Source organism: Streptomyces sp. NBC_01244 (assembly GCF_035987325.1).
GTDB lineage: Bacteria > Actinomycetota > Actinomycetes > Streptomycetales > Streptomycetaceae > Streptomyces.
Map to the genome: position 1 here is coordinate 8,090,251 of NZ_CP108488.1, position 23,822 is coordinate 8,114,072.

Annotated in this window: 22 protein-coding genes; 17 read left to right on the forward strand and 5 right to left on the reverse strand. The window is 72.5% G+C overall.

Features of this window, described 5'->3' with window-relative positions:
• Positions 1–41 precede the first annotated feature (41 nt).
• Positions 42–1,679 (reverse strand): ABC-F family ATP-binding cassette domain-containing protein, encoded by a 1,638-nt coding sequence (locus OG247_RS35980; protein ID WP_327256151.1) that lies wholly within the window; start codon positions 1,677–1,679, stop codon positions 42–44.
• Positions 1,680–1,744: 65 nt separating this feature from the next.
• Positions 1,745–2,200 carry an ArsB/NhaD family transporter gene (locus OG247_RS35985; protein WP_442813682.1) on the reverse strand — a complete coding sequence of 152 codons (456 nt, stop codon included), beginning with the start codon at positions 2,198–2,200 and terminating at the stop codon, positions 1,745–1,747.
• A 185-nt stretch (positions 2,201–2,385) separates the two neighbouring features.
• Between OG247_RS35985 and OG247_RS35990 the strand changes: the two genes are divergently transcribed.
• Together OG247_RS35990 and OG247_RS35995 are read left to right on the forward strand one after the other, a co-directional pair.
• A complete protein-coding gene (locus tag OG247_RS35990) occupies positions 2,386–3,348 on the forward strand; it encodes a GlxA family transcriptional regulator (protein WP_327256153.1) in 963 nt (320 codons plus the stop codon).
• A gap of 47 nt (positions 3,349–3,395) precedes the next feature.
• Positions 3,396–4,037: a DJ-1/PfpI family protein gene (locus tag OG247_RS35995; RefSeq protein ID WP_327256154.1), complete on the forward strand. Its 642-nt coding sequence runs from the start codon at positions 3,396–3,398 to the stop codon at positions 4,035–4,037.
• A 7-nt stretch (positions 4,038–4,044) separates the two neighbouring features.
• On the opposite strand, the gene OG247_RS36000 is transcribed toward OG247_RS35995, so the two are convergent.
• Positions 4,045–4,794 (reverse strand): enoyl-CoA hydratase/isomerase family protein, encoded by a 750-nt coding sequence (locus tag OG247_RS36000; RefSeq protein ID WP_327256155.1) that lies wholly within the window; start codon positions 4,792–4,794, stop codon positions 4,045–4,047.
• 124 nt (positions 4,795–4,918) lie between these two features.
• Between OG247_RS36000 and OG247_RS36005 the strand changes: the two genes are divergently transcribed.
• Together OG247_RS36005 and OG247_RS36010 are read left to right on the forward strand one after the other, a co-directional pair.
• Complete coding sequence (locus OG247_RS36005; protein WP_442813501.1) at positions 4,919–5,638, forward strand: HdeD family acid-resistance protein; 720 nt, start codon at positions 4,919–4,921, stop codon at positions 5,636–5,638.
• Positions 5,639–5,732: 94 nt separating this feature from the next.
• A complete protein-coding gene (locus OG247_RS36010) occupies positions 5,733–6,287 on the forward strand; it encodes an ATP-binding protein (protein ID WP_442813502.1) in 555 nt (184 codons plus the stop codon).
• Positions 6,288–6,379: 92 nt separating this feature from the next.
• Here the strand turns inward: OG247_RS36010 and idi are convergent, their stop codons facing one another.
• Complete coding sequence (gene idi / locus OG247_RS36015) at positions 6,380–6,979, reverse strand: isopentenyl-diphosphate Delta-isomerase (RefSeq protein ID WP_327256156.1); 600 nt, start codon at positions 6,977–6,979, stop codon at positions 6,380–6,382.
• A 161-nt stretch (positions 6,980–7,140) separates the two neighbouring features.
• Positions 7,141–8,382 carry a bifunctional class I SAM-dependent methyltransferase/N-acetyltransferase gene (locus OG247_RS36020; protein ID WP_327257755.1) on the reverse strand — a complete coding sequence of 414 codons (1,242 nt, stop codon included), beginning with the start codon at positions 8,380–8,382 and terminating at the stop codon, positions 7,141–7,143.
• Positions 8,383–8,903: 521 nt separating this feature from the next.
• Here OG247_RS36020 and OG247_RS36025 point away from each other — a divergent pair.
• From OG247_RS36025 to OG247_RS36085, 13 genes are all read left to right on the forward strand, one after another.
• Positions 8,904–10,694, forward strand: coding sequence for a DUF5941 domain-containing protein (locus tag OG247_RS36025; protein ID WP_327257756.1), 1,791 nt, complete (start codon positions 8,904–8,906; stop codon positions 10,692–10,694).
• Positions 10,691–11,443 (forward strand): phosphocholine cytidylyltransferase family protein, encoded by a 753-nt coding sequence (locus OG247_RS36030; protein WP_327256157.1) that lies wholly within the window; start codon positions 10,691–10,693, stop codon positions 11,441–11,443. The genes OG247_RS36025 and OG247_RS36030 overlap by 4 nt, the downstream gene beginning before the upstream one ends.
• Positions 11,431–12,492 (forward strand): iron-containing alcohol dehydrogenase family protein, encoded by a 1,062-nt coding sequence (locus tag OG247_RS36035; RefSeq protein WP_327256158.1) that lies wholly within the window; start codon positions 11,431–11,433, stop codon positions 12,490–12,492. The genes OG247_RS36030 and OG247_RS36035 overlap by 13 nt, the downstream gene beginning before the upstream one ends.
• Positions 12,470–13,249, forward strand: a complete 780-nt coding sequence (locus OG247_RS36040) for a CDP-alcohol phosphatidyltransferase family protein (protein ID WP_327256159.1) — start codon at positions 12,470–12,472, stop codon at positions 13,247–13,249. Before OG247_RS36035 ends, OG247_RS36040 begins: the two co-directional genes overlap by 23 nt.
• A 35-nt stretch (positions 13,250–13,284) precedes the next feature.
• On the forward strand, positions 13,285–14,157 hold the full coding sequence (locus OG247_RS36045; RefSeq protein WP_442813683.1) for a glycosyltransferase family 2 protein: 873 nt from the start codon (positions 13,285–13,287) through the stop codon (positions 14,155–14,157).
• Between the two features lie 96 nt (positions 14,158–14,253).
• Positions 14,254–15,183: an ABC transporter permease gene (locus OG247_RS36050; RefSeq protein WP_327256161.1), complete on the forward strand. Its 930-nt coding sequence runs from the start codon at positions 14,254–14,256 to the stop codon at positions 15,181–15,183.
• Positions 15,176–15,952, forward strand: a complete 777-nt coding sequence (locus tag OG247_RS36055; RefSeq protein ID WP_327256162.1) for an ABC transporter ATP-binding protein — start codon at positions 15,176–15,178, stop codon at positions 15,950–15,952. The genes OG247_RS36050 and OG247_RS36055 overlap by 8 nt, the downstream gene beginning before the upstream one ends.
• A gap of 367 nt (positions 15,953–16,319) precedes the next feature.
• Complete coding sequence (gene hpnC / locus OG247_RS36060) at positions 16,320–17,279, forward strand: squalene synthase HpnC (RefSeq protein WP_327256163.1); 960 nt, start codon at positions 16,320–16,322, stop codon at positions 17,277–17,279.
• Positions 17,280–17,332: 53 nt separating this feature from the next.
• The gene (gene hpnD / locus OG247_RS36065; protein ID WP_442813684.1) at positions 17,333–18,286 is read left to right on the forward strand and encodes a presqualene diphosphate synthase HpnD; all 954 of its coding nucleotides are present in this window, start codon (positions 17,333–17,335) and stop codon (positions 18,284–18,286) included.
• A gap of 91 nt (positions 18,287–18,377) precedes the next feature.
• A complete protein-coding gene (gene hpnE, locus OG247_RS36070) occupies positions 18,378–19,751 on the forward strand; it encodes a hydroxysqualene dehydroxylase HpnE (protein WP_327256165.1) in 1,374 nt (457 codons plus the stop codon).
• A 92-nt stretch (positions 19,752–19,843) separates the two neighbouring features.
• Entirely contained in the window at positions 19,844–20,938 is a 1,095-nt protein-coding gene (locus OG247_RS36075; protein ID WP_442813685.1) for a polyprenyl synthetase family protein, read from the forward strand.
• Between the two features lie 125 nt (positions 20,939–21,063).
• Entirely contained in the window at positions 21,064–23,130 is a 2,067-nt protein-coding gene (gene shc, locus OG247_RS36080) for a squalene--hopene cyclase (RefSeq protein WP_327256167.1), read from the forward strand.
• Positions 23,130–23,819, forward strand: a complete 690-nt coding sequence (locus tag OG247_RS36085) for a phosphorylase family protein (protein WP_327256168.1) — start codon at positions 23,130–23,132, stop codon at positions 23,817–23,819. The genes shc and OG247_RS36085 overlap by 1 nt, the downstream gene beginning before the upstream one ends.
• Positions 23,820–23,822: the final 3 nt, after the last annotated feature.

Here is a 23,822-nt window from a genome sequence, read left to right on the forward strand (position 1 = left end):
CCGGGAGCCTAATCGACGAGGGAGGCGAGGGGCGGGGGCCCTCAGAGCTCGGTGACCTTGCCGTCCGCGACGTGCAGCCGGCGGGTCACCTGGACCGCGTCGAGCATCCGGCGGTCGTGGGTGACCAGCAGCAGGGTGCCCTCGTAGGAGTCCAGCGCGGACTCCAGCTGCTCGATCGCCGGCAGGTCGAGGTGGTTCGTCGGCTCGTCCAGCACCAGGAGGTTCACCCCGCGCCCCTGGAGCAGCGCCAGGGCCGCCCGGGTGCGCTCGCCGGGGGAGAGGGTGGCCGCCGGGCGGGTCACGTGCGCGGCCTTGAGTCCGAACTTGGCCAACAGGGTGCGGACTTCGGCCGGTTCGGTGTCCGGAACGGCCGCGCAGAAGGCGTCGATGAGGGGTTCGTCACCGAGGAACAGGCCGCGGGCCTGGTCGACTTCGCCGACCCGTACGCCCGAGCCGAGGGTGGCGGAGCCGGAGTCCGGGGCGAGGCGGCCCAGGAGCACGGCCAACAGGGTCGACTTCCCGGCCCCGTTGGCGCCGGTGATGGCGACCCGGTCCGCCCAGTCGATCTGCAGGCTGGCCGGTCCGAAGCTGAAGTCCCCGCGCAGGACAGCCGCTTCGCGCAGGGTGGCGACCACCGAGCCGGAGCGCGGGGCCGCCGCGATCTCCATGCGCAGCTCCCACTCCTTGCGGGGTTCTTCGACCACCTCGAGCCGCTCGATCGCGCGCTGCGTCTGGCGGGCCTTCGAGGCCTGCTTCTCGCTCGCGTCGGCGCTGAACTTCCTGGCGGACTTGTCGTTGTCGGTGGCCTTGCGCTTGGCGTTCTTCACGCCCTTGTCCATCCAGCCGCGCTGCATCGTCGCCCGGTCCTCCAGGGCGGAGCGTTTGTCGGAGTACTCGTCGTACTCCTCGCGGGCATGGTTGCGGGCCCGCTCGCGCTCCTCCAGGTAGGCGTCGTAGCCGCCGCCGTAGAGATTGATCTGCTGCTGGGCCAGGTCGAGTTCGAGGACCTTGGTGACGGTGCGCGTGAGGAACTCGCGGTCGTGGCTGATCACGACCGTGCCGGCGCGCAGCCCCTTCACGAACTGCTCCAGGCGCTCCAGACCGTCGAGGTCGAGGTCGTTGGTGGGCTCGTCGAGCAGGAAGACGTCGTAGCGGGACAGCAGCAGCGAGGCGAGTCCGGCGCGGGCGGCCTGGCCGCCGGACAGCGCGGTCATCGGCAGGTCGAGGCCGACTGACAGCCCGAGGTCGTCGGCGACCTGCAGGGCACGCTCGTCGAGATCGGCCCCGCCGAGGTTCAGCCACCGGTCGAGGGCGTCCGCGTACGCGTCGTCCGAGCCCGGGGTGCCGTCCACCAGACCCTGCGTCGCCGCGTCGAGTTCGGCCTGCGCCGCGGCCACACCGGTACGGCGGGCCAGGAACTCGCGGATCGACTCGCCGGGGCGCCGCTCTGGCTCCTGCGGCAGGTGGCCCACGGCCGCGGTGGGCGGGGAGAGGCGCAGCTCACCGGTCTCGGGGGCGTCCAGCCCGGCGAGCATCCGCAGCAGGGTCGACTTCCCGGCGCCGTTGACGCCGACGAGGCCGATGACGTCGCCCGGGGCGACGACGAGGTCGAGATCGGCGAAGAGCGTGCGCTCACCGTGCGCGGCGGTGAGCTTCTTGGCGACGAGGGTTGCAGTCATGATCTGCCGATTCTATCCGCGCCCCCACCCCCGCCCTCGCCGCCCCGGTCGGCGGGCGGAGGCGGTCAGGGGCCCAGGAGGCGCGGGGCCGCCCACAGCGCCGCCACCGACGCGGCGAGCGCCGGGACGGTGGTCAGGAGCCCGAGCCGGGTGAAGTCCCGGAGCGTCACCAGATCCGCGCCGCCGCCGTCCCCGTGCAGGATCCGCCGCCGGAGCAGCGTGGCCGGCGAGCCCGCGTAGGTCGGGTTCGGCCCGATGTTCACCCCGATCAGCACGGCCGGCACCGGCCCCGCGCCGCCGGCCGAGGCCACCGGGAGCAGGGCGAGCACGGCGGGCAGGTTGTCGATCAGGTTGGCCAGGACCGCGGCCACCGCCGCCACCGCGAGCAGCGCGGGCAGCGAGTCCCCGGCCGGGGTCACCCGCTCCAGGCCGTCCCCGGGGCCGTGGTCCACGACGGCCCGCACCACCACCCCCAGCGCCAGTACGAACAGGCAGAAGGCCGGCGCCGCCGAGCCGAGGATCCGGCGCCACCGGGGTCAGCAGCACCACGGTGGCGTCCAGGCTGAGCGCGGCGGTGACCACGGAGGCCACGGCCTCCGGCAGCCCGCGCGGGCGCAGCACGGCGAAGGCCGGCACCCCGGGGCATGACCGGATAGGTGGGGTGCACGTCATTGCAGCCGCGGGAGGGGTGCCACACGATGAGGTCATGCCGATGCGAAACGTGCTCGTCGTCCTCTACGACGGCGTGCAGAGCCTGGACGTCACGGGGCCGATGGAGGTGTTCTCCGGCGCCGAGCGCCACCCCGGACCGGCGCGGTACGCGCTGCGCACCGTCTCGCCGGGCGGCGCCCCGGTCCGTACGAGCAGCGGACTGCGGCTCGTCCCGGACGGTGCCCTGGAGGACGAGAGCCCGGGAGCCGGGACCACGCTCCTGGTGCCGGGCGGGCGGTACACCGCGGACTTCGCGCCCGGACTCACCGACTGGCTCCGCGCGTACGGGGCGTCCGCGGAGCGGCTGGTGTCGGTGTGCACCGGGGGCCTGCTGCTGGCCGAGGCCGGGCTGCTGGACGGACGGCGCGCGACGACGCACTGGTACGTGTGCGAGCGGATGGCCCGGGACTACCCGGCCGTCACGGTGGAGCCCGACCCGATCTACGTCCGGGACGGGCCGGTGTCCACCTCGGCCGGGGTCACCGCGGGCATCGACCTCGCGCTGGCGCTGGTGGAGGAGGACCACGGACGGGAGCTGGCACTGTCCGTCGCGCGGCACTTGGTGGTCTTCCTGCGGCGGCCCGGCAACCAGGCGCAGTTCAGCGCGCAGCTCGCGGCGCAGACGGCGCTGCGGGAGCCGCTGCGGGACGTGCAGCACTGGATCACGGAGCACCCGGGGGAGGACCTGAGAGTGGAGGTCCTCGCCGCGCGGGCCGCGCTGTCGACCCGGCACTTCGCGCGGGCCTTCCAGGCGGAGACGGGGGTGACGCCGGGGCGGTACGTGGAGCGGGTACGGGTGGAGCACGCGCGGCGGCTGCTCGAGGAGGGCGGCGAGGGCGTCGCCCAGATATCCCGGGCCTGCGGCTACGGCAACCCGGAGGCCCTGCGCCGCGCTTTCGTGAAGACCCTGGGCCAGCCCCCGTCCGAGTACCGCCGCCGTTTCGGCACCCCCCACTGACCACCGGACCCGCACCCGGCGGGCCCGACAACCGCTCCGGAGGAGCCATGCAGATCGCCGTACTGCTCTACGACGGATTCACCGCCCTCGACGCCATCGGGCCCTTCGACACCCTCGGCCGCCTCCAGGGCGCCGAGACCGTGTTCGTGGCCGAGCGGCCGGGGCCCGTACGGACCGACCAGAAGTCGCTCGCACTCGTCGCCGACAAGGGGCTCGACGAGGTGACCCGGCCGGACATCGTCCTCGTGCCCGGCGGGGTGGTCACCGACCGGGAGATGAAGAACACGGTGGTCCTCGACTGGCTGCGGACCGTCGACGCCACCAGCACGTGGACCACCTCCGTCTGCTCCGGCTCGACGCTGCTCGCCGCCGCGGGCCTGCTCGACGGGCGCCGGGCCACCAGCCACTGGCTGTACCTGGACCGGCTGCCCCCCTACGGGGCGGAGCCCACCTCGGAGCGGGTGGTCTTCGACGGGAAGTACGTGACGGCCGCCGGGGTGTCCGCGGGGATCGACATGGGGCTCGCGCTGCTCGGCCGCATCGCGGGAGACGAGTACGCGCAGACCGTGCAGCTGATGACCGAGTACGACCCGCAGCCGCCCTACGACGCGGGCTCCCCCGAGAAGGCGCCCGCCGAGATCGTCGCGCTGCTCCGCTCGCTCACTCCCAAGGCCTCGCCCCATCCGTAGGCCTCGCTCACTCCGAAGGAGGAGTCCAGGTGAAGGCGGGCGGGCGCCGCTCCAGGAAGGCGGCCACACCCTCCGCGATGTCGCCGCTCGCGGCGGCCTGGGCGGCCCAGTGGGCGTCCCGGTCCGTGCGGCCGTCCGCGAACTCCTTCGCCGAACTCTGCGTGAGCTGGGAGCGGGTGGCCAGGATCCGGGCGAACTCCGTCACCCGCTTGGCCAGGTGCCCCGCAGGGAGCAGCTCGTCCAGCAGCCCGGTGCGCAGTGCCCGCTCGGCGTCGATCAACTCGGCTGAGAAGAGCAGGTACTTGGCGGCAGCCGGGCCCACCAGGGAGGTCAGGCGCCGGGTGGACGAGGCCGGGTACACGATGCCCAGCTTCGCCGGCGTCACCCCGAAAGAGGCACCCTCCTCCGCGAAGCGCAGATCGCAGGCGGCGGCCAGCTGACTTCCCCCGCCCACGCAGAACCCGCGGATCGCGGCGAGCGTGGGCTTGGGGAAGGCGGCGAGCGCCTCCTCCGCCGCCACGGCCAGGGCCTGCGGGTCCTCGCCCCCGGTCAGCGAGGAGATGTCGGCCCCCGCGCAGAAGGTCTCGCCGGCCCCCGTCAGGACCAGCACCCGTACGGCGGGATCCGCCGCGAGCCCGGCCAGCAGCTCCGGCAGGGCGCGCCACATCGCGGCCGTCATGGCGTTGCGCTTGGCGGGGTGCGAGATCACGACGGTGGCGACCCCGTCGGCGACGGAGGAGAGCAGGGCGGCGTCCATGCGCCGGATGCTATCCCGGACGGTCAAACCTATGATCAAGAGACCGGTACCCGGCAGCTCGGTTGACCGGCATGCAGTCGCGGGGTCCAGAAGGTCCGTCGGGGGCAGCTGAAAGGTGGCGTCCATGGGCGCAGACCGTGCCGAGCGTGCGGACCGTACGGGTCCACAGGACATCAAGGCCGACAAGAAGAAGGTCAGCCGCAGCTTCGCGTGGATGGCCCTGCTCGGGGCGCTCCTGGTGGTGGCCGGGCTGGTGGGCCTCGTCTACACCGGCGTCGCCACCCTGACCACGATGTTCCTCTTCGGCTGGCTGTTGCTGGCCGGCGGCGTCGTGGGCCTGCTCCAGGCGATCCAGTCACGCAAGAGCAACTACTTCTGGCTCGCCGTGATCGTCGCCGCGATCAACATCGCGGCCGGTTTCGTGATCCTGCGCCGCCCGGAGGCGAGCGCGGAGGCGCTCACCATGTTCGCCGCGCTGCTGTTCCTCACCGGCGGGGTGTTCCGGCTGGCCGGCGCCGTCGTGGTGCGCGGCGCGCACCTCGGGCTGACCCTGGTCCAGGGCGCCTTCGGCATCCTGCTGGGCCTCCTGATCCTCGCCAACTGGCCCGGCAGCAGCCTGTACGTGATCGGAGCGTTCTTCTCCCTCGCGCTGCTGTTCGACGGCCTGAGTCTGATCGCCGTGGGCATGGGAGCCCGCCGCATCCTGGGCTTGGTCAGGGACGACGAGGTTCCGGTGACGCCCGCAGGGGCGGGAGCGGCCGCGCCCGAGACGGGCCAGGCGCCCGAGACGGGCCAGGCGGCCGAGAAGCTTCCCCCGGAAGATCAGGAACGGTCGAACAACTGACTCTGTCATACGCCAGCGGTCAGAAAGTGTCCGATTGATGCTGACTTCTGGTCAGTGGTCGGGCTCGGAGCGGTCCGGTCCCCACTCTTGACGTGTGCAGACGATCGAGCGTGAAGACGGGGGCCGGGAGATGGATGTCAGCGGGAGCGTCCCGCCAGTCAAGGGGGAGGAGCCGGAGGTCGCGGCCGCCCCCCTCGCGTACGAGGGTGTGTGGCGATTCACGGCACCCGCGGTAGAAGAATCCGTTCCGCAGGCCCGCCGTGCGGTCCGTGACCTGCTCGGCCGCCAGGAGGTGCCGGCCGACCGGGACCTGGTCTACTCCCTGCTGCTGATCGTCTCCGAACTGGTGACGAACTCGGTCCGGCACGCGGCCCTGCTCTCGCCGGAGGTCGCGGTGGAGGTCGCCATCGGCCGGGAGTGGGTACGGGTGGCCGTCGAGGACAACCACCCGTACCGCCCCAAGGCGCTGGAGGCCGATTTCGGCCAGACCGGCGGCCGGGGCCTGCTCCTCGTCCGGGAGGTCACGCTGGAGGCCGGCGGGGTCTGCGACGTGGAGCACACCTCCACGGGCGGCAAGGTGATCTGGGCGGCCCTGCCGCTCACCACGGCCCTCGCGTCACCCGCCGCCACCCCGACCTCGGCGGTCTGAGCCCGCGCGGGGCAAGCGGCCGGCCGCCACGGGTGCCCGAGGTGCCACCGGGCGTCACCCGCACGACCCGGTCCACCGGCCGGGGCCGGCTGCTACCAGCCCGCCGCGTCGCCCGTCAGCTCGCGGATCGCGGGCCGGGCCGCGTCCAGCACGGTCGTGAACCACGCCGAGAACGGGACCTCCGCGTGCCGCTTCGCGAGTTCCTCCGCGGTCACGAAGGCGGTGTCCGCGATCTCTTCCGGATCCGGCCGCACCGACCGCTGCGCGAGTCCCACGAACAGGTGGTTGTACTCCTGCTCCACCAGCCCCGACGCCGGGTCCGGATGGTTGTAGCGCACCGTCCCCGCCTCCGCGAGCAGCGAGGGCGACAGCCCCAGCTCCTCGTGGGTCCGCCGGGCGGCCGCCGCGAACGGCGACTCCCCCGGGTAGGGGTGGCCGCAGCACGTGTTCGACCAGACACCGGGGGAGTGGTACTTCCCGAGGGCGCGCTGCTGGAGCAGCATCCGTCCCTGCTCGTCGAAGAGGAACACCGAGAACGCCCGGTGCAACTGACCGGGTGCCTGATGGGCGGAGAGCTTCTCCGCCGTACCGATGGTGTTGCCGGCCTCGTCGACCAGTTCGAGCATGATCGGTTCTTGAGCGCCGGTGCCGGTGGTCGCACTGTTCGCGGCGGTGGCTGGTGTGGTCGGCATACCCATCCTTCGCTTCGGACTTCGGCTTTCAGTCTGCCGTACAAATCGGGATTGCCCCCACTTCGGTGATCCGCGCATGTCCGCCCCCCGCCGCGTGATATGCGACGAGGGGCGGAGCGTGCCGGTCGGCCGGTTCATCCGGCAACGGGCCGGATCCCGCGTCAAACCCCGAAGGGGGAGGGGTACTTGATCGTGCCCGCGGGAACCGGCACCGAATCGTCGAGCACCAGCGCCATCATGGCCTCGTCGGGCACCTCGAAGGGTGCCCTGATGCCGAAGCGCGAAGCCGGCACGAACCCGAAGCGCGCGTAGTAATCGGGATGCCCGAGGACCAGCACGAGGCTCTCCCCGCGCTCCGCGGCCGCCGCGAGCAGCGCCCGTACGACCGCGCTGCCGGCGCCCGAGCGCTGGAGCGCGGGAGCGGCGGCCACCGGGGCGAGCGCGAGGGCCGCGGCCCCGTCCACCTCGCACCGGGTCAGCAGGGCGTGCGCCGCGATCGACCCGTCCGGGCCCTCGGCCACGTAGGAGAGGCCGGGCAGCCAGGAGCCGTCCGCGCGCAGGGCGTCCACCAGGTCGGCCTCGGCCGGGGTCCCGAAGGCGGCCGAGTTCAGCGCGTGCACGGCGGCCGCGTCCCCGTCCGCCTCGGGGCGGACGGACCAGGCGCCGCCGTCTCCGGCCGTCACCGGCCGCAGGACGTAGGCGGTGTACCCGTACTCGTGCCCGTACCGCTCCCGTACGTCGATCTCCTCCCGTACGAAGCCCAGCGCGGCCGCGGCCTCGGGCCCGGCGGGCTCCGGAGCCGCGGCCGCCCGCTCGCCGAGCGGACCGTAGTAGGCGGCCCAGTCGGAGTCGGGCTGCCGGTGGACGCCGAGCACCCGGTACCCGGCGGCCTGGACGGCGGCCAGGTTGCGGGCGGTGGAGCGCAGGGCGTAGTGCGGGTCCCAGAAGGCGCGGACTCCGGCGGAGGGCTCGTCGACGGTCCATTCGCATTCGCTCAGGACCAGGGTGCCGCCGGGAGCGAGCAGGGGCTTCCACCGCGCGAGCGCGGTGGCGAAGCCGATGTTGTAGGCGGAGCCCTCGGCCCAGACGAGGTCGAAGGAACCGTCCGGGTACGCCGAGAGGTCGCCGATGTCCGCCCTGACGGCGCGGACGCGGTCGGTGAGCCCGCGGGCCGCGGCGGCCGCACGGAGCTCGCCGAGGAAGCCGTCCTGGAGGTCGACGCCGATGACGTCGGCCCCGCGGCCGCCCGCCTCCGCGGCGAGCAGCAGGGCGCTGGGGCCGGGACCGCAGCCCAGGTCCAGGGCGCGCGGCCGCTCGGGCAGCGGTCCGCACAGGGACAGCAGGTGGCGGGTGGTCGCCTCGGAGCCGGGGGACTGCCGGGGCAGGCCGCGGTGCAGCTCCAGGAACGCCTCGAAGAAGAGGTCGCTCTGGGTGCTGAAATCGGCGGTGTGGGAGTTGTGGGAGTTGCTGGTGTTACCGGTGTTGTCGGTCAACGTGAACCCTTGAAAGGGGGCTCCGGCCGACGGGGGTGATCGGTGTGATCAGGCCCGGCCGGACGCCCGGAAGGAGAGGGGGATGAACCGGAGTGCGCTGCGCTGGGCGGCGACGCCTGCGACGGTCATCAACCCCACCTCTTTCTTTCTTTCGTCACATCCCGTGTGACATTCGGGCGATTGGGACGCTTCTACGGAACTCGTACGCGTCTGCGGCCAGCCTAACAGCAGCGGCCCCGACAGCGGTTTGTGATCGCTCCTCCCGATCGTCAATGATGATCGGCACAGGGTCGACAGGCCCGTGATTTTCGGCTTATCGATGCGTAAACAGGCAGTGAACCCCTGCTTCCGTTCATCCGATAGCCTCTGCCGACGTGCCGCCGGTCCACCCGGCGTCCGTTAACCCGTGTGCGTGCAAGGAGTGAGTTCGTCTGCCGACCGTCATCCTTACCGGCCTGCCGGTGCCCGGATCAGCGCTCGCCGACGAGCTGCGCTCCCTCGGCTTCGAGGTCCGACCCGCGGCCACCCCGTCGGACACGGCCGCCGCGCTGGCGCTCGTACCCGCCGACCAGCGGGTGGCCGTCGTGGACGGGGAGTTCGTCGGGCACGTGCACGCGCTGCGGCTCGCGCTCACCGACCCCCGGTTCGACGCCTGCGCCGTCACCGGGGCCCTCGCCGTGCAGCCCGGCGCCCGCGCGGCCCTGGACCGGGCCGCCGCGCTCGACGCGTCCGCCCCCGTGGGCGACGGCCCGTACCCCGACCGGCTCGCCGCCGCCGTCGAGGCCGCCGGCACCCCGGTGCACCGCCCCGAGCTGGGCACCCTCGTCGCCGCCGTGCCCGCCACGACCGCCGAGCGCCGGGCGGCCGCAGCCGCCGTCGCGGCCGTCGACGACGAGGCCGTCCGGCTGCGCACCGCCGTGAAGTCCCGCGACGGGTTCTTCACCACCTTCTTCGTCAGCCCGTACTCGCGCTACATCGCCCGCTGGTGCGCGCGCCGCGGACTGACCCCCAACCAGGTCACCACCGCCTCGCTGATCACCGCGCTGATCGCGGCCGGCTGCGCGGCGACCGGAGACCGCTGGGGCTACGTCGCCGCAGGCGTGCTGCTCCTCGTCTCCTTCGTCCTGGACTGCACGGACGGGCAGCTCGCCCGCTACTCGCTCCAGTACTCGACGATGGGCGCCTGGCTCGACGCCACCTTCGACCGCGCGAAGGAGTACTCCTTCTACGCGGGCCTCGCGCTCGGCGCGGCCCGCAACGGCGACGACGTGTGGGCCCTGGCCCTCGGCGCCATGATCCTGATGACCTGCCGGCACGTCGTGGACTTCGCCTTCAACGAGGCCAACCACGACGCCACGGCCAACACAAGCCCCACCGCGGCCCTCTCCGACAAGCTGGACAGCGTCGGCTGGACGGTCTGGGTCCGGCGCATGATCATCCTGCCGATCGGCGAGCGCTGGGCCATGATCGCCGTCCTCATCGCCTTCACCACCCCGCGGATCGTCTTCTACGCCCTGCTGGTCGGCTGCGCCTTCGGCGCGCTCTACACCACGGCCGGCCGGGTCCTGCGCTCGCTGACCCGCAAGGCCCGGCGCACCGACAGGGCCGCCCAGGCCCTGGCGGACCTCGCGGACTCCGGCCCGGTCGCCGAGCTCACGGGCCGCGCGGTGGGCCGGATGGCCCCCGGCGCCGGGATCGCCGCCGCCGTGATCGGATCGGTCGCGCTGCTGTGGGCGGCCTGGGCGTACGAGTTCGGCGCCCGCCAGGTGATCGTCGCCGCCGTCTTCTACGCCGTACTCGCCGGCGCGGCCGTCGCCCGCCCCCTCAAGGGCGCCCTCGACTGGCTCGTGCCGCCCGTCTTCCGGGCCGCCGAATACACCACCGTCCTGATCCTCGCCGCCAAGGCGGACGTCCCCGGGGCCCTTCCCGCGGCATTCGGACTGGTCGCGGCGGTCGCCTACCATCACTACGACACGGTCTACCGCATCCGCGGTGGCACCGGCGCGCCCCCGCACTGGCTGGTGCGGACGATCGGCGGGCACGAAGGCCGGATCTTGCTGATCACGGTCCTGGCCTCCGTCCTGGCGTCGCGCGCCGTGGACTTCCCCGTCGCGCTCACGGCCCTCGCCGTGTTCGTGGCACTCGTGGTGCTCGTGGAGAGCATCCGCTTCTGGGTGTCCTCAGGGGCACCCGCCGTACATGACGAAGGAGAACCAGCATGATCGGCCTCGTCCTCGCTGCCGGAGCCGGACGCCGCCTGCGTCCCTACACCGACACCCTGCCCAAGGCCCTCGTGCCCGTCGGTCCCGAAGGGGCCGAGGAGAGCATCACGGTGCTCGACCTGACGCTCGGCAACTTCGCCGAGGTCGGCCTGACCGAGGTCGCCATCGTCGTCGGCTACCGCAAGGAAGCCGTGTACGAGCGCCGGGAGGCCCTGGAGGCCAAGTACGGCGTCAAGATCACGCTGATCGACAACGACAAGGCCGAGGAGTGGAACAACGCCTACTCCCTGTGGTGTGCGCGTGACGTCCTGAAGCAGGGTGTGATCCTCGCCAACGGCGACACCGTCCACCCCGTCTCCGTCGAGAAGACCCTGCTCGCCGCCCGCGGCAAGGGTCAGAAGATCATCCTCGCCCTCGACACGGTCAAGAGCCTGGCCGACGAGGAGATGAAGGTCATCACCGACGGTGAGAAGGGCGTCCGCCGGATCACCAAGCTGATGGACCCGGCCACCGCGACCGGCGAGTACATCGGCGTCACCCTCATCGAGCCGGAGGCCGCCGAGGCGCTGGCCGAGGCGCTGAAGACCACCTTCGAGCGCGACCCCGACCTCTACTACGAGGACGGCTACCAGCAGCTCGTCAACGACGGTTTCACCATCGACGTGGCCCCCATCGGCGACGTCAAGTGGGTCGAGATCGACAACCACGACGACCTCGCCAAGGGCCGGACGATCGCATGCCAGTACTGACGAGGCTCATCCCCTCGCCCGTCGTCGTCGACATCAGCCGCGGCGCGATGGACGATCTGGCCGGCCTCCTGGCCGACCAGCGCGTCTCCGCGTCCGGCAAGCTCGCGATCGCCATCAGCGGCGGCTCCGGCGCCGTGCTGCGCGCGAAGCTGGAGCCGGTGCTGCCGCACGCCGACTGGTACTCCGTCATCGACGGGACCATCGACTCCGCGGTGAAGCTCGCCGACGACATAAAGGGAAACCGTTACGACGCCGTCGTGGGCCTCGGCGGCGGAAAGATCATCGACGTGGCGAAGTACGCCGCGGCGCGGGTCGGGCTGCCCATGGTGGCCGTCGCCACCAACCTCTCGCACGACGGCATCTGCTCGCCGGTGTCCATCCTGGACAACGACAACGGCCGCGGCTCCTACGGCGTGCCCATGCCGATCGCGATGGTCGTCGACCTCGACGTCATCCGTGAGGCCCCGGCGCGGTTCGTCCGCGCGGGCATCGGCGACGCGATCTCCAACATCTCGGCCATCGCCGACTGGGAGCTCTCGCACCGCCTCAACGGCGAGCCCGTCGACGGCCTGGCCGCCGCCATGGCCCGTACCGCGGGCGAGTCCGTACTGCGCCACCCCGGCGGGGTCGGCGACGACGAGTTCCTCACCGTGCTGTCCGAGGCGCTGGTCCTCTCCGGCATCGCCATGGCGATCAGCGGGGACACCCGCCCCTCGTCCGGCGCCTGCCACGAGATCAGCCACGCCTTCGACCTGCTCTACCCGGGACGCTCCGCGCTCCACGGGGAGCAGGTCGGCATCGGCGCGGCCTTCGCCATGCACCTGCGGGGGGACACGGACAAGTCCGAGCTCTTCGTCCGGGTGCTGCGCGGTCACGGGCTGCCGGTCCTGCCCGAAGAGATCGGGTTCAGCGTGGACGAGTTCGTCGCGGCCGTCGAGTACGCCCCTCAGACCCGTCCGGGACGCTTCACGATCCTGGAGCACCTCAACCTGTCCGCAGCCGAGATCAGGGACGCTTACGCCGACTATGCCAAGACCATCCGTAGCTGAACTCCGGCCCGTCGTTCACCCGGCGGGCGTCAAGGACCGAGTCAGCGGCGAGCACTGGGGCGGGCGCCTCTACATGCGCGAGATCTCCCTGCGCATCACCCGCCTCCTGGTCACCACCAAGGTCACGCCCAACCAGCTGACCTACGTGATGACCCTCGCCGGAGTCCTCGCCGCCCCGGCCCTGCTGGTGCCGGGCGTCTGGGGCGCCGTCCTCGGCGTGGTCGCGGTCCAGATGTACCTGCTGCTCGACTGCGTCGACGGCGAGGTCGCCCGCTGGAAGAAGCAGTTCTCGCTGTCCGGGGTCTACCTGGACCGGGTCGGCGCCTACCTGTGCGACGCGGCGGTGCTCGTCGGCTTCGGCCTGCGCGCCTCCGACCTGTGGGGCACCGGGCGCATCGACTGGCTGTGGGCCTTCCTGGGCACCCTCGCGGCACTCGGCGCGATCCTGATCAAGGCCGAGACCGACCTGGTCGGCGTGGCCCGCCACCAGGCGGGCAAGCCCGTGGTCCAGGACGCCGCGGCCACGCCGCGCTCGTCCGGCATGGCGCTCGCCCGCCGGGCCGCCGCCGCGCTGAAGTTCCACCGCCTGGTCCTCGGCATCGAGGCCTCGCTGCTCATCCTGGTGCTGGCCGTCCTGGACCAGATCCGCGGAGACCTGTACTTCTCCCGCCTCGGCGTCGCGGTGCTCGCGGGCATCGCCCTGCTGCAGACGGTGCTGCACCTGGTCTCGGTCTTGGCCTCCAGCAGGCTCAAGTGACGGCGCCGCTGCGGCTGGGCGCCGTCATCATCACCATGGGCAACCGCCCGGACGAGCTCAAGGCGCTCCTCGACTCGGTGGCCCGGCAGGACGGGGCCCCGGTCGAGGTGGTCGTCGTGGGCCAGGGCGTACGGCTCCCCGGCCTGGCGGACCCGGCGGCCGGCGTGCGCACCGTCGAGCTGCCCGAGAACCTGGGCATCCCGGGCGGCCGCAACGTCGGCATCGAGGCCTTCCGCACCGCGGGCGCCGACGGCTCGGACGACTTCGACGCGGACGTCCTGCTCTTCCTGGACGACGACGGACTGCTGGAGCGCACCGACACCGCCGAGCTGTGCCGGCAGGCCTTCACCGAGGACCCCGAGCTGGGCATCGTCAGTTTCCGGATCGCCGATCCGCAGACCGGAGAGACCCAGCGCCGGCACGTCCCCCGGCTGCGGGCGGCCGACCCGATGCGCTCCTCGCGCGTCACCACCTTCCTGGGCGGCGCCAACGCCGTCCGCACGAAGGTGTTCGAACAGGTCGGGGACCTTCCGGGGCAGTTCTTCTACGCGCACGAGGAGACCGATCTGGCCTGGCGGGCGCTCGACGCCGGGTGGCTGATCGACTACCGGGCCGACATGGTCCTCCTGCACCCCGCCACGGCCCCCTCCCGGCACGCGGTCTACCACCGTATGGTGGCCCGCAACCGGGTGTGGCTCGCCCGCCGCAACCTGCCCGCCCCGCTGGTCCCGGTCTACGTGGGCGTCTGGCTCCTGCTGACGCTCCTGCGCAAGCCCTCGGGGCCCGCGCTCAAGGCCTGGTTCGGCGGTTTCAAGGAGGGCTGGACCACCCCCTGTGGTCCGCGGCGCCCTATGAAATGGCGCACGGTCTGGCGGCTGACCCGGCTGGGCCGACCGCCTGTCATCTGACACGTCCGGGTCTGAGACCATGGCGCGATCACGATCCGATCGACTCAGGCCCGATGCCACCTTCTGCCGCATCATGAAGACGGAAAGTTTCATCTTGTGAGTGACACAACCCAGGACGGAACCCTTGCCACGAGCAAGCGGCCGTCCGATGACGCCGGGCTGAGCCCCGCGGAGCTCGCCAGGAAGTACGGCCTGTCCGTCAGCGGACGCCGGCCGGGTCTGACCGCCTACGTGCGCCAGCTGTGGGAGCGCCGCCACTTCATCATCGCGTTCTCCCGGGCCAAGCTGATGGCCCAGTACAGCCAGGCGAAGCTGGGCCAGATCTGGCAGGTGGCGACCCCACTGCTGAACGCGCTGGTCTACTACCTGATCTTCGGGCTGATCCTGAACGCCGGCCGGGGCATCGACAAGCACGACTACATCCCCTTCCTGGTGATCGGCGTCTTCGTCTTCACCTTCACGCAGACCTCGCTGATGGCGGGTGTCAGAGCGATCCCGGGCAACATCGGCCTGGTCCGCGCCCTGCACTTCCCGCGCGCCTCGCTGCCGATCTCCTTCTCGCTGCAGCAGCTCCAGCAGCTGATGTTCTCGATGATCGTCGTGTTCGTGGTCACGATCGGATTCGGCAACTACCCGTCCCTGTCGTGGCTGCTCGTGATCCCGGCGCTGATCCTCCAGTTCGGCTTCAACACCGGTCTCGCCCTGGTCTTCGCCCGGATGGGGTCCAAGACCCCCGACCTCGCGCAGCTCATGCCGTTCGTCACGCGTACGTGGATGTACGCCTCCGGCGTCATGTTCTCGATCAACACGATGCTCGAGGGCAAGCCCGCGTGGATCGCGGACGTCCTGCAGTGGAATCCGGCCGCGATCTACATGGACCTGATCCGCTTCGCGCTCATCGACGGGTACGGCGGGGAGAACCTGCCGCCGCACGTCTGGGCCTTCGCGGTCGGCTGGGCCGTCCTGCTCGGCGCCGGCGGATTCGTGTACTTCTGGAAGGCTGAGGAGCGTTACGGCCGTGGCTGAGAACAATCAGGGGCACGTCCCCACCGTCATCGCCGACGACGTGCACATCGTCTACCGGGTCAACACCGGCAGCTCCGGCAGGGGCAGCGCCACGGCGGCGCTCAGCAAGATACTCCGCCGGCGCGGCGACGCACCGGGAGTCCGCCGGGTCCACGCCGTGCGCGGGGTCTCCTTCACGGCGTACCGGGGCGAGGCCATCGGTGTCATCGGCTCCAACGGCTCCGGCAAGTCCACCCTGCTGCGTGCCATCGCGGGTCTGCTGCCCTGCGAGTCGGGCAAGGTCTACACCGACGGCCAGCCCTCGCTGCTGGGCGTCAACGCGGCGCTGATGAACGACCTCACCGGTGAGCGCAACGTGGTCCTCGGCGGTCTCGCGATGGGCATGACCCGCGCGCAGGTCCGGGAGCGCTACGAGGACATCGTCGACTTCTCGGGCATCAACGAGAAGGGGGACTTCATCTCCCTGCCGATGCGGACCTACTCCTCCGGCATGGCCGCGCGCCTGCGTTTCTCCATCGCCGCGGCGAAGGACCACGACGTCCTGATGATCGACGAGGCGCTGGCCACCGGTGACCGGAAGTTCCAGGTGCGTTCCGAGGCCCGCATCCGCGAACTGCGCAAGACGGCCGGAACCGTTTTCCTCGTGAGTCACAACAACAAGTCCATCCGCGACACCTGCGACCGGGTGCTGTGGCTGGAGCGGGGCGAACTCCTCATGGACGGTCCCACCGAGGAAGTCGTCGCGGCGTACGAGAAGGCGACCAGCTGACGGATTTCCACCGACGGCCCCCACCGCGTCCGGCGGCGGGGGCCGTCGCATGCCGTACGGGTGCCGGGCGCACAAGGCGGCCCCCTTTTCCCGCGCTGGCGTGCGGGCGACATTGTGTGGTGGACCGAATACCCGTCGAGGCCCGGCGGCGTTGTACAGCGTAAGCTGGGCCAAGCCTCAATCGCGGGCAAGAGGGGGCGATTCCCCCCTAGGTGAATAGCCCGGGACGCCCCGGGAAAAACCCGGCGGCGTGTCCGAAATGGGATGTATTGGGTTGGCAGTGTAGAACGGGAGATGTGACGGCAATGGCTACGGGAATTCTCCGGCCCCCAGGCACGACGGCCGTCCCCGCCCCGGGCGGCGGGCGGTGACCCCGGGGCACGGCACCAGCCCCCGGCCGCACGAGCAGCCCGACGCCCCCGGCTCCTTCCCCGTCCACCCGGGCGCCGCCACCCTCGGAAAGGCGCGCTCCGAGAACTTCCCCGTCGCCCCCGCCTTCCTGCCCCGCGCCTGGCGCGAGGGCCTGATGGCGGTCTACGGCTATGCCCGCCTGGTCGACGACATCGGCGACGGCGACCTCGCCCCGGGCGGCCAGGACGCCGTGCTGCTCGGTCTCGACCCCGCCGCCGCGGACGACCGGCCCGCGATGCTCGACGCCCTCGAAGCCGACCTCGGACGCGTCTTCGGCGGCACCGACGGGCCCCCGCGCCACCCGCTGATGCTGGCCCTGCAGCCCGTCGTGCGCGCCCACGGGCTCACTCCCGAATCGTTTCTCGGGCTCATCGAAGCCAACCGCCAGGACCAGCGGGTCGCGCGCTACGCGACGTACGGCGACCTCATCGGCTACTGCGAGCTGTCCGCCAACCCGGTGGGCCGGCTCGTCCTCGACCTCACCGGCACCAGTACCCCCGAGCGGATCCGCCGCTCCGACGCCGTCTGCTCCGCCCTGCAGATCGCCGAGCACCTCCAGGACGTCGCCGAGGACCTCACGCGGGACCGGATCTACCTCCCGGGCGAGGACATGCGCCGCTTCCACGTCACCGAGACCGACCTGAAGGCCCCGTCCGCGGGAGCGTCCGTACGCGCCCTCGTCGCCTTCGAAACCGAACGGGCGCGGGAACTCCTCGACGAAGGCACGCCGCTCGTGGGCAGCGTCCACGGAAGGCTCCGGCTGCTGCTCGCGGGCTTCGTGGGAGGAGGACGCGCCGCCCTGCGAGCCGTCACCGCCGCCGGCTTCGACGTCCTTCCCGGCCCGCCCAAGGCCACCAAGAGCGGCCTGCTCCGCGAAGTGGCCACCGTCCTGCGCACAGCGCCGAGAAAGGGGTGAGCCCGACCGTGGAGGGCCCCACACACGCGTCCGCTCCGGACGCGCCGACAGCGATGTCCGCACCGGCTGCGATGTCTTCACCGATTTCCGCCGCCTACAGCTACTGCGAGGCCGTGACCGGCTCGCAGGCGCGCAACTTCGCCTACGGCATCCGGCTGCTGCCCGCAGACAAGCGGCAGGCGATGTCCGCGCTGTACGCCTTCTCCCGGCGGGTCGACGACATCGGCGACGGCACGCTGCCGCGCGAGGTCAAGCTGACCCGGCTGGAGGAGACCCGCACCCTGCTCGGCCGGATCCGCGCCGAGGAGATCGACGAGGACGACACCGACCCGGTCGCGGTCGCCCTCGCGCACGCCTCGCGCCGGTTCCCGATCCCGCTCGAAGGGCTCGACGAACTCATCGACGGCGTCCTCATGGACGTCCGCGGCGAGACCTACGAGACCTGGGACGACCTCAAGGTCTACTGCCGCTGTGTGGCCGGGGCCATCGGCCGGCTCTCGCTCGGCGTGTTCGGCACCTCCGGCGGTACGGCCGGCTCCGGCGCGCACGACGCGGCACGGGCCGGCGAGTACGCCGACACCCTCGGTCTCGCCCTGCAACTCACCAACATCCTGCGGGACGTTCGCGAGGACGCGGGCAACGGCCGGACCTACCTGCCCGCCGAGGACCTCGCCAAGTTCGGCTGCTCGGAGGGCTTCGGCAGCGAGCGGATGCCCAGCGGCTCCGACTTCGCCGGACTCGTCCACCACGAAGTGCGGCGCGCCCGCGCCCTGTTCGTGGAGGGCTACCGGCTGCTGCCCCTGCTCGACCGGCGCAGCGGCGCCTGCGTCGCGGCCATGGCCGGCATCTACCGGCGCCTCCTCGACCGCATCGAGCGCGAGCCGGAGGCGGTGCTCCGCGGCCGGGTCTCGCTGCCGCCGCACGAGAAGGCGTACGTGGCCGTCCGCGGCCTCTCCGGGCTGGACGCGCGGACCATCGCGCGCCAGAGCACCAGGAGGCGGCTCTGATGACGGCGCGCCGGCGAGCCGTGCCGCAGGGGCGGGCAGGAGCAACCCCGCGGCGCCCGGCGGCGTCTGTGGGAGCGACAGAGGAGGACGCATGACCGCGCACCACGCCGTGGTCGTCGGCGGCGGGCTCGCCGGCGTCACCGCCGCGCTGGAACTCGCCGACGCGGGCCTGCGGGTGACCCTGCTGGAGGGCCGGCCCCGCCTCGGCGGCCTGGCGTTCTCCTTCAAGCGCGGCGAGCTGACCGTCGACAACGGCCAGCACGTCTACCTGCGCTGCTGCACCGCCTACCGGTGGTTCCTCGACCGAGTCGACGGCGCCGACCTGGCGCCCCTGCAGGACCGGCTCGACGTACCCGTGCTCGACGTCGCCCACCCCGGCGGCCCCCGGCTCGGCCGGCTGCGCCGCAGCGCCCTGCCCGTACCGCTGCACCTGGCCGGCTCGCTGGCCCGCTACCCGCACCTCTCGCTCGCCGAGCGGGCGTCCGTCGGGCGCGCCGCGCTCGCGCTGCGCCGCCTCGACCCCGCCGACCCGGCGCTCGACGGCGTGGACTTCGCGACCTGGCTCGGCCGCTACGGCCAGTCCCCGCGCACCATCGAGGCGCTGTGGGACCTCGTCGGCATCGCCACCCTCAACGCCACCGCCGGACAGTCCTCGCTGGGCCTGGCCGCCATGGTCTTCAAGACCGGCCTGCTCTCCGAGAACGGCGCGGCCGACATCGGCTGGGCCCGCGTACCCCTCGGCGACCTGCACGACACCCTGGCCCGCAAGGCCCTGGACGCCGCCGGGGTGCGCACCGAACTGCGCACCCGGGTCACGGACATCTCCCGTACCCCGCAGGACGGTTGGCGGGTGGCCACCGAGAGCGGGTCCTTCGACGCCGGCACCGTCGTGCTGGCCGTCCCGCAGCGCGAGGCGCACGGGCTGCTGCCCGCCGGAGCGCTCGCCGACCCCGACAAGCTGCTCGACATCGGCACCGCGCCGATCCTCAACGTGCACGTCGTGTACGACCGCAAGGTACTCAAGCAGCCCTTCTTCGCGGCCCTGGGCTCCCCGGTCCAGTGGGTCTTCGACCGCACGGACTCCTCCGGACTGCCCGACGGCGGCCAGTACCTGGCGCTGTCCCAGTCGGTCGCCCACGAGGACATCGACGAACCCGTCTCGGTCCTGCGCGCGAAGTACCTGCCCGAGCTGGAACGGCTGCTGCCCGCCGCGCGCGGAGCCAAGGTGCGCGACTTCTTCGTCACCCGGGAGCGCACCGCGACCTTCGCCCCCACCCCCGGCGTCGGCCGGCTGCGGCCCGGAACCCGGACCGACACGCCGGGGCTCTTCCTCGCCGGTGCGTGGACCGCGACGGGTTGGCCCGCGACCATGGAGAGCGCCGTCCGCAGCGGACTGAGCGCGGCCCATGCCGCGCTCGTCCCGCTGGGCCGCCACCGCGAACACCCCTTGCAGGAGGCGGTATGACCACCACCGGCACCGTCGGCGCCATCGGTACCGGCACCACCGGCACCGCAGCATCACGCACCGCAGTACGTACAGGAACCAGAGGAGAGCCAGTGAACCCGGGGAATCCGGCCGTCGAGAACACGGACGCCAGTGCGGGCCCGGCCGGCGGGGAGAAGGCGGACACGCTCGCCCTCCTCGAACGAGGCCGTACGCTCTCGACGCCCGTGCTCCGCGCCGCCGTGGACCGGCTCGCCGCGCCCATGGACACCGTCGCCGCCTACCACTTCGGCTGGATCGACGCCCACGGCAACCCGGCGGACGGCGACGGCGGCAAGGCCGTCCGCCCCGCCCTCGCCCTGCTCTCGGCGGAGGCCGCCGGCGCCGCCGCCGAGGTCGGCATCCCCGGCGCCGTCGCCGTCGAGCTCGTCCACAACTTCTCGCTGCTGCACGACGACCTGATGGACGGCGACGAGCAGCGCCGCCACCGCGACACGGTGTGGAAGGTCCACGGACCCGCCCTCGCGATCCTGGTCGGCGACGCGCTGTTCGCCCTGGCCAACGAGGTGCTCCTGGAGCTCGGCACGGTCGAGGCCGGCCGGGCGGCGCGCCGCCTGACCACGGCGAGCCGCAAGCTCATCGACGGCCAGGCCCAGGACATCTCCTACGAGCACCGCGAGAGCGTCACCGTCGAAGAGTGCCTGGAGATGGAGGGCAACAAGACCGGCGCCCTGCTCGCCTGCGCGGTCTCCATCGGCGCCGTGCTCGGCGGCGCGGACGACCGTACGGCCGACAAGCTGGAGGAGTACGGCTACCACCTCGGCCTCGCCTTCCAGGCCGTCGACGACCTCCTCGGCATCTGGGGCGACCCGGAGTCCACCGGCAAGCAGACCTGGAGCGACCTGCGCCAGCGCAAGAAGTCGCTGCCGGTCGTCGCCGCCCTCGCCGCCGGCGGACCGGCCAGTGAGGAACTCACCCAGTTGCTCTCCGCCGACGCCAAGAGCAACGACTTCGAGAACTTCTCCGAGGAGGAGTTCGCGGCCCGCGCCGCGCTCATCGAGGCCGCCGGCGGCCGCCGGTGGACCGCCGACGAGGCGCGCCGCCAGTACGAGATCGCCATCAAGGCCCTCGACGACGTGGACATGGACCAGCGCGTGCGCGACCAGCTCGTGGCGCTCGCCGACTTCGTCGTCGTGCGCAAGAGGTGATCGCCACCCGTACGCGCATATGAATCGCGAGTCGCCGGCCGGTACTGCCTGCCAGTAGTACCGGCCGACGGCGGCCCCCAGTACAGCGGATGACAGCAGAGGACACTGCACGCAAAGGGGAAGCCATGACTGCGACGACCGACGGCGGCGCCAGTGCCTGCGGCGCCGACCCGAACGAGCCCGGTCCCGGGCCCGCCGCCGGGCCGCCGGGTCCGGCCCCCGGAGCCGGCCCGGATCCCGGCCCCGCCGGGCTGCGCGGGGTCCGAGAGGCCACCGAGCGGGCGGTCCGGGACCTGCTCGACCGGCAGGACCCGGCCGGCTGGTGGAAGGGCGACCTGGAGACCAACGTCACCATGGACGCCGAGGACTTGCTGCTGCGCCAGTTCCTCGGCATCAGGGACGAGGCGACCACCCGGGCCGCGGCCCTGTTCATCCGCGGAGAGCAACAGGACGACGGCACCTGGGCCACCTTCCACGGCGGCCCCTGCGACCTTTCCGCCACCATCGAGGCCTACGTGGCCCTGCGCCTCGCCGGAGACGCGCCCGACGCCCCGCACATGGCCCGCGCCTCGGCGTGGATCCGGGCCCACGGGGGAGTCGCGGGAGCCCGCGTGTTCACCCGCATCTGGCTGGCGCTGTTCGGCTGGTGGAGCTGGGACCACCTGCCCGAACTCCCGCCCGAACTGCTGTTCCTGCCGCCCTGGGTACCGCTGAACATCTACGACTTCGGCTGCTGGGCCCGCCAGACGATCGTCCCGCTCACCGTGGTCTCCGCACTGCGCCCGGTCCGCCCGGCCCCCTTCGCCCTGGATGAACTGCACACCGACGCGCGGACGCCGTACCCCGTCAAGAAGCTGGCGCCATTGGCCAGTTGGGGCGGCGCCTTCCAGCGCATGGACAAGGCCCTGCACGTCTACCGCCGGTTCGCCCCGCGCCGGCTGCGCGCGGCGGCCATGGCGAGCGCCGGCCGCTGGATCGTGGAACGGCAGGAGAACGACGGCTGCTGGGGCGGCATCCAGCCGCCCGCCGTGTACTCCGTCATCGCCCTGCACCTGCTCGGCTACGACCTCCGGCACCCGGTGATGCGCGCCGGACTGGAGTCGCTGGACCGCTTCGCCGTCTGGCGCGCGGACGGCGCCCGCATGATCGAGGCCTGCCAGTCCCCGGTCTGGGACACCTGCCTGGCGGCCATCGCCCTGGCCGACGCGGGACTGCGTCCCGACCACCCCGCCCTGGTCAAAGCCGCCGACTGGATGCTCGGCGAGGAGATCGTGCGCAGCGGGGACTGGGCCGTGCGCCGGCCCCAACTGGCCCCGGGCGGCTGGGCGTTCGAGTTCCACAACGACAACTACCCCGATATCGACGACACTGCCGAGGTCGTCCTCGCTCTGCGCCGCGTCAAGCATCCCGACCCGGCGCGCATGGAAGGCGCCATCGCCCGGGGAGTGTCCTGGAACCTCGGCATGCAGTCGAAGAACGGCGCCTGGGGCGCCTTCGACGCCGACAACACCAGCCCCTTCCCCAACAAGCTGCCCTTCTGCGACTTCGGCGAGGTCATCGACCCGCCCTCGGCCGACGTCACCGCCCACGTGGTGGAGATGCTCGCCGTCGAGGGCCGGGCGGGCGACGCGCGGACCCGGCGCGGCATCGCCTGGCTCCTCGCCGAACAGGACCCGAACGGCGGCTGGTTCGGCCGCTGGGGCACCAACTACGTCTACGGCACCGGCTCCGTGGTCCCGGCCCTGACCGCCGCCGGCTTCTCCCCCTCGCACCCCGCGATCCGGCGGGCCGTGCACTGGCTGGAATCCGTACAGAACGAGGACGGGGGATGGGGCGAGGACCAGCGCTCCTACCAGGACCCGTCCTGGGCGGGGAAGGGCGCCTCGACCGCCTCGCAGACGGCGTGGGCGCTGATGGCCCTGCTGTCGGCCGGGGAGCGCGACGCGCCGTCCGTGGAACGGGGGATCGGCTACCTCGTCTCCACCCAGCGCTCCGACGGCACCTGGGACGAGCCGTACTTCACCGGTACCGGCTTCCCCTGGGACTTCTCCATCAACTACCACCTGTACCGCCAGGTCTTCCCGCTCACCGCGCTCGGCCGCTACCTGTACGGAGAACCGTTCGGCCCGGGCGGGCGGTACGCGGATCCCGCCGCCCTCCCGCACGCGGCCCCCTCCCCCAGGGAGGCCTGATGACCGGCCCCGCGGCCGCGGCCGTGGCCGCCCCGCCGCCGCTGCTGATCGCCTGCGCGCTGCGCATCGAACGGACCGCCCTGCGCAGCGCCCCGTACCGCGGCGGCCGGGAGCGGGGCGCGCCCGAGCGCCACGAGGTCCTGCGCACCGGCATGGGCCCGCGCGCGGCCGAGCGCGCCGTGGGCCGGAAGCTGGCCGAGCCGGAGCTGCACGGCGCCGCCGTGCTCGCCACCGGATTCTGTGCCGGGCTGCTGCCCGGCATGAGCCCCGGCGACCTGATCGTCGCCGAGGAGACCCGGGACCCGCGCGGCACGGTCGCCTGCGCCGGTACCGCCCTGCTCGCCGAGGCGCTGGCCCGGGCCGTACCCGGCCGGACCGTACACCTCGGTGCACTGACCGGATCCGACCACGTCGTCCGGGGCCAGGAGCGCGCACAGCTGCGCGCCGGCGGCGCCATCGGGGTCGACATGGAATCGGCCGCCACGCTGTGGACCGCGACCCGGGGCGGGAGTGCCCCGGGAGCCCGGGACCGTCCGGTTGCGGCCGTCCGGGTGATCGTGGACGCTCCGGAGCATGAGCTCGTCCGTATCGGCACCGTTCGCGGGGGAATATCGGCCTTTCGCGTACTGCGTGCCGTACTGCCCGCGTTTTATGAATGGCACCGTTCTTTGCTGCTCCCCAGGAGGTGAGCC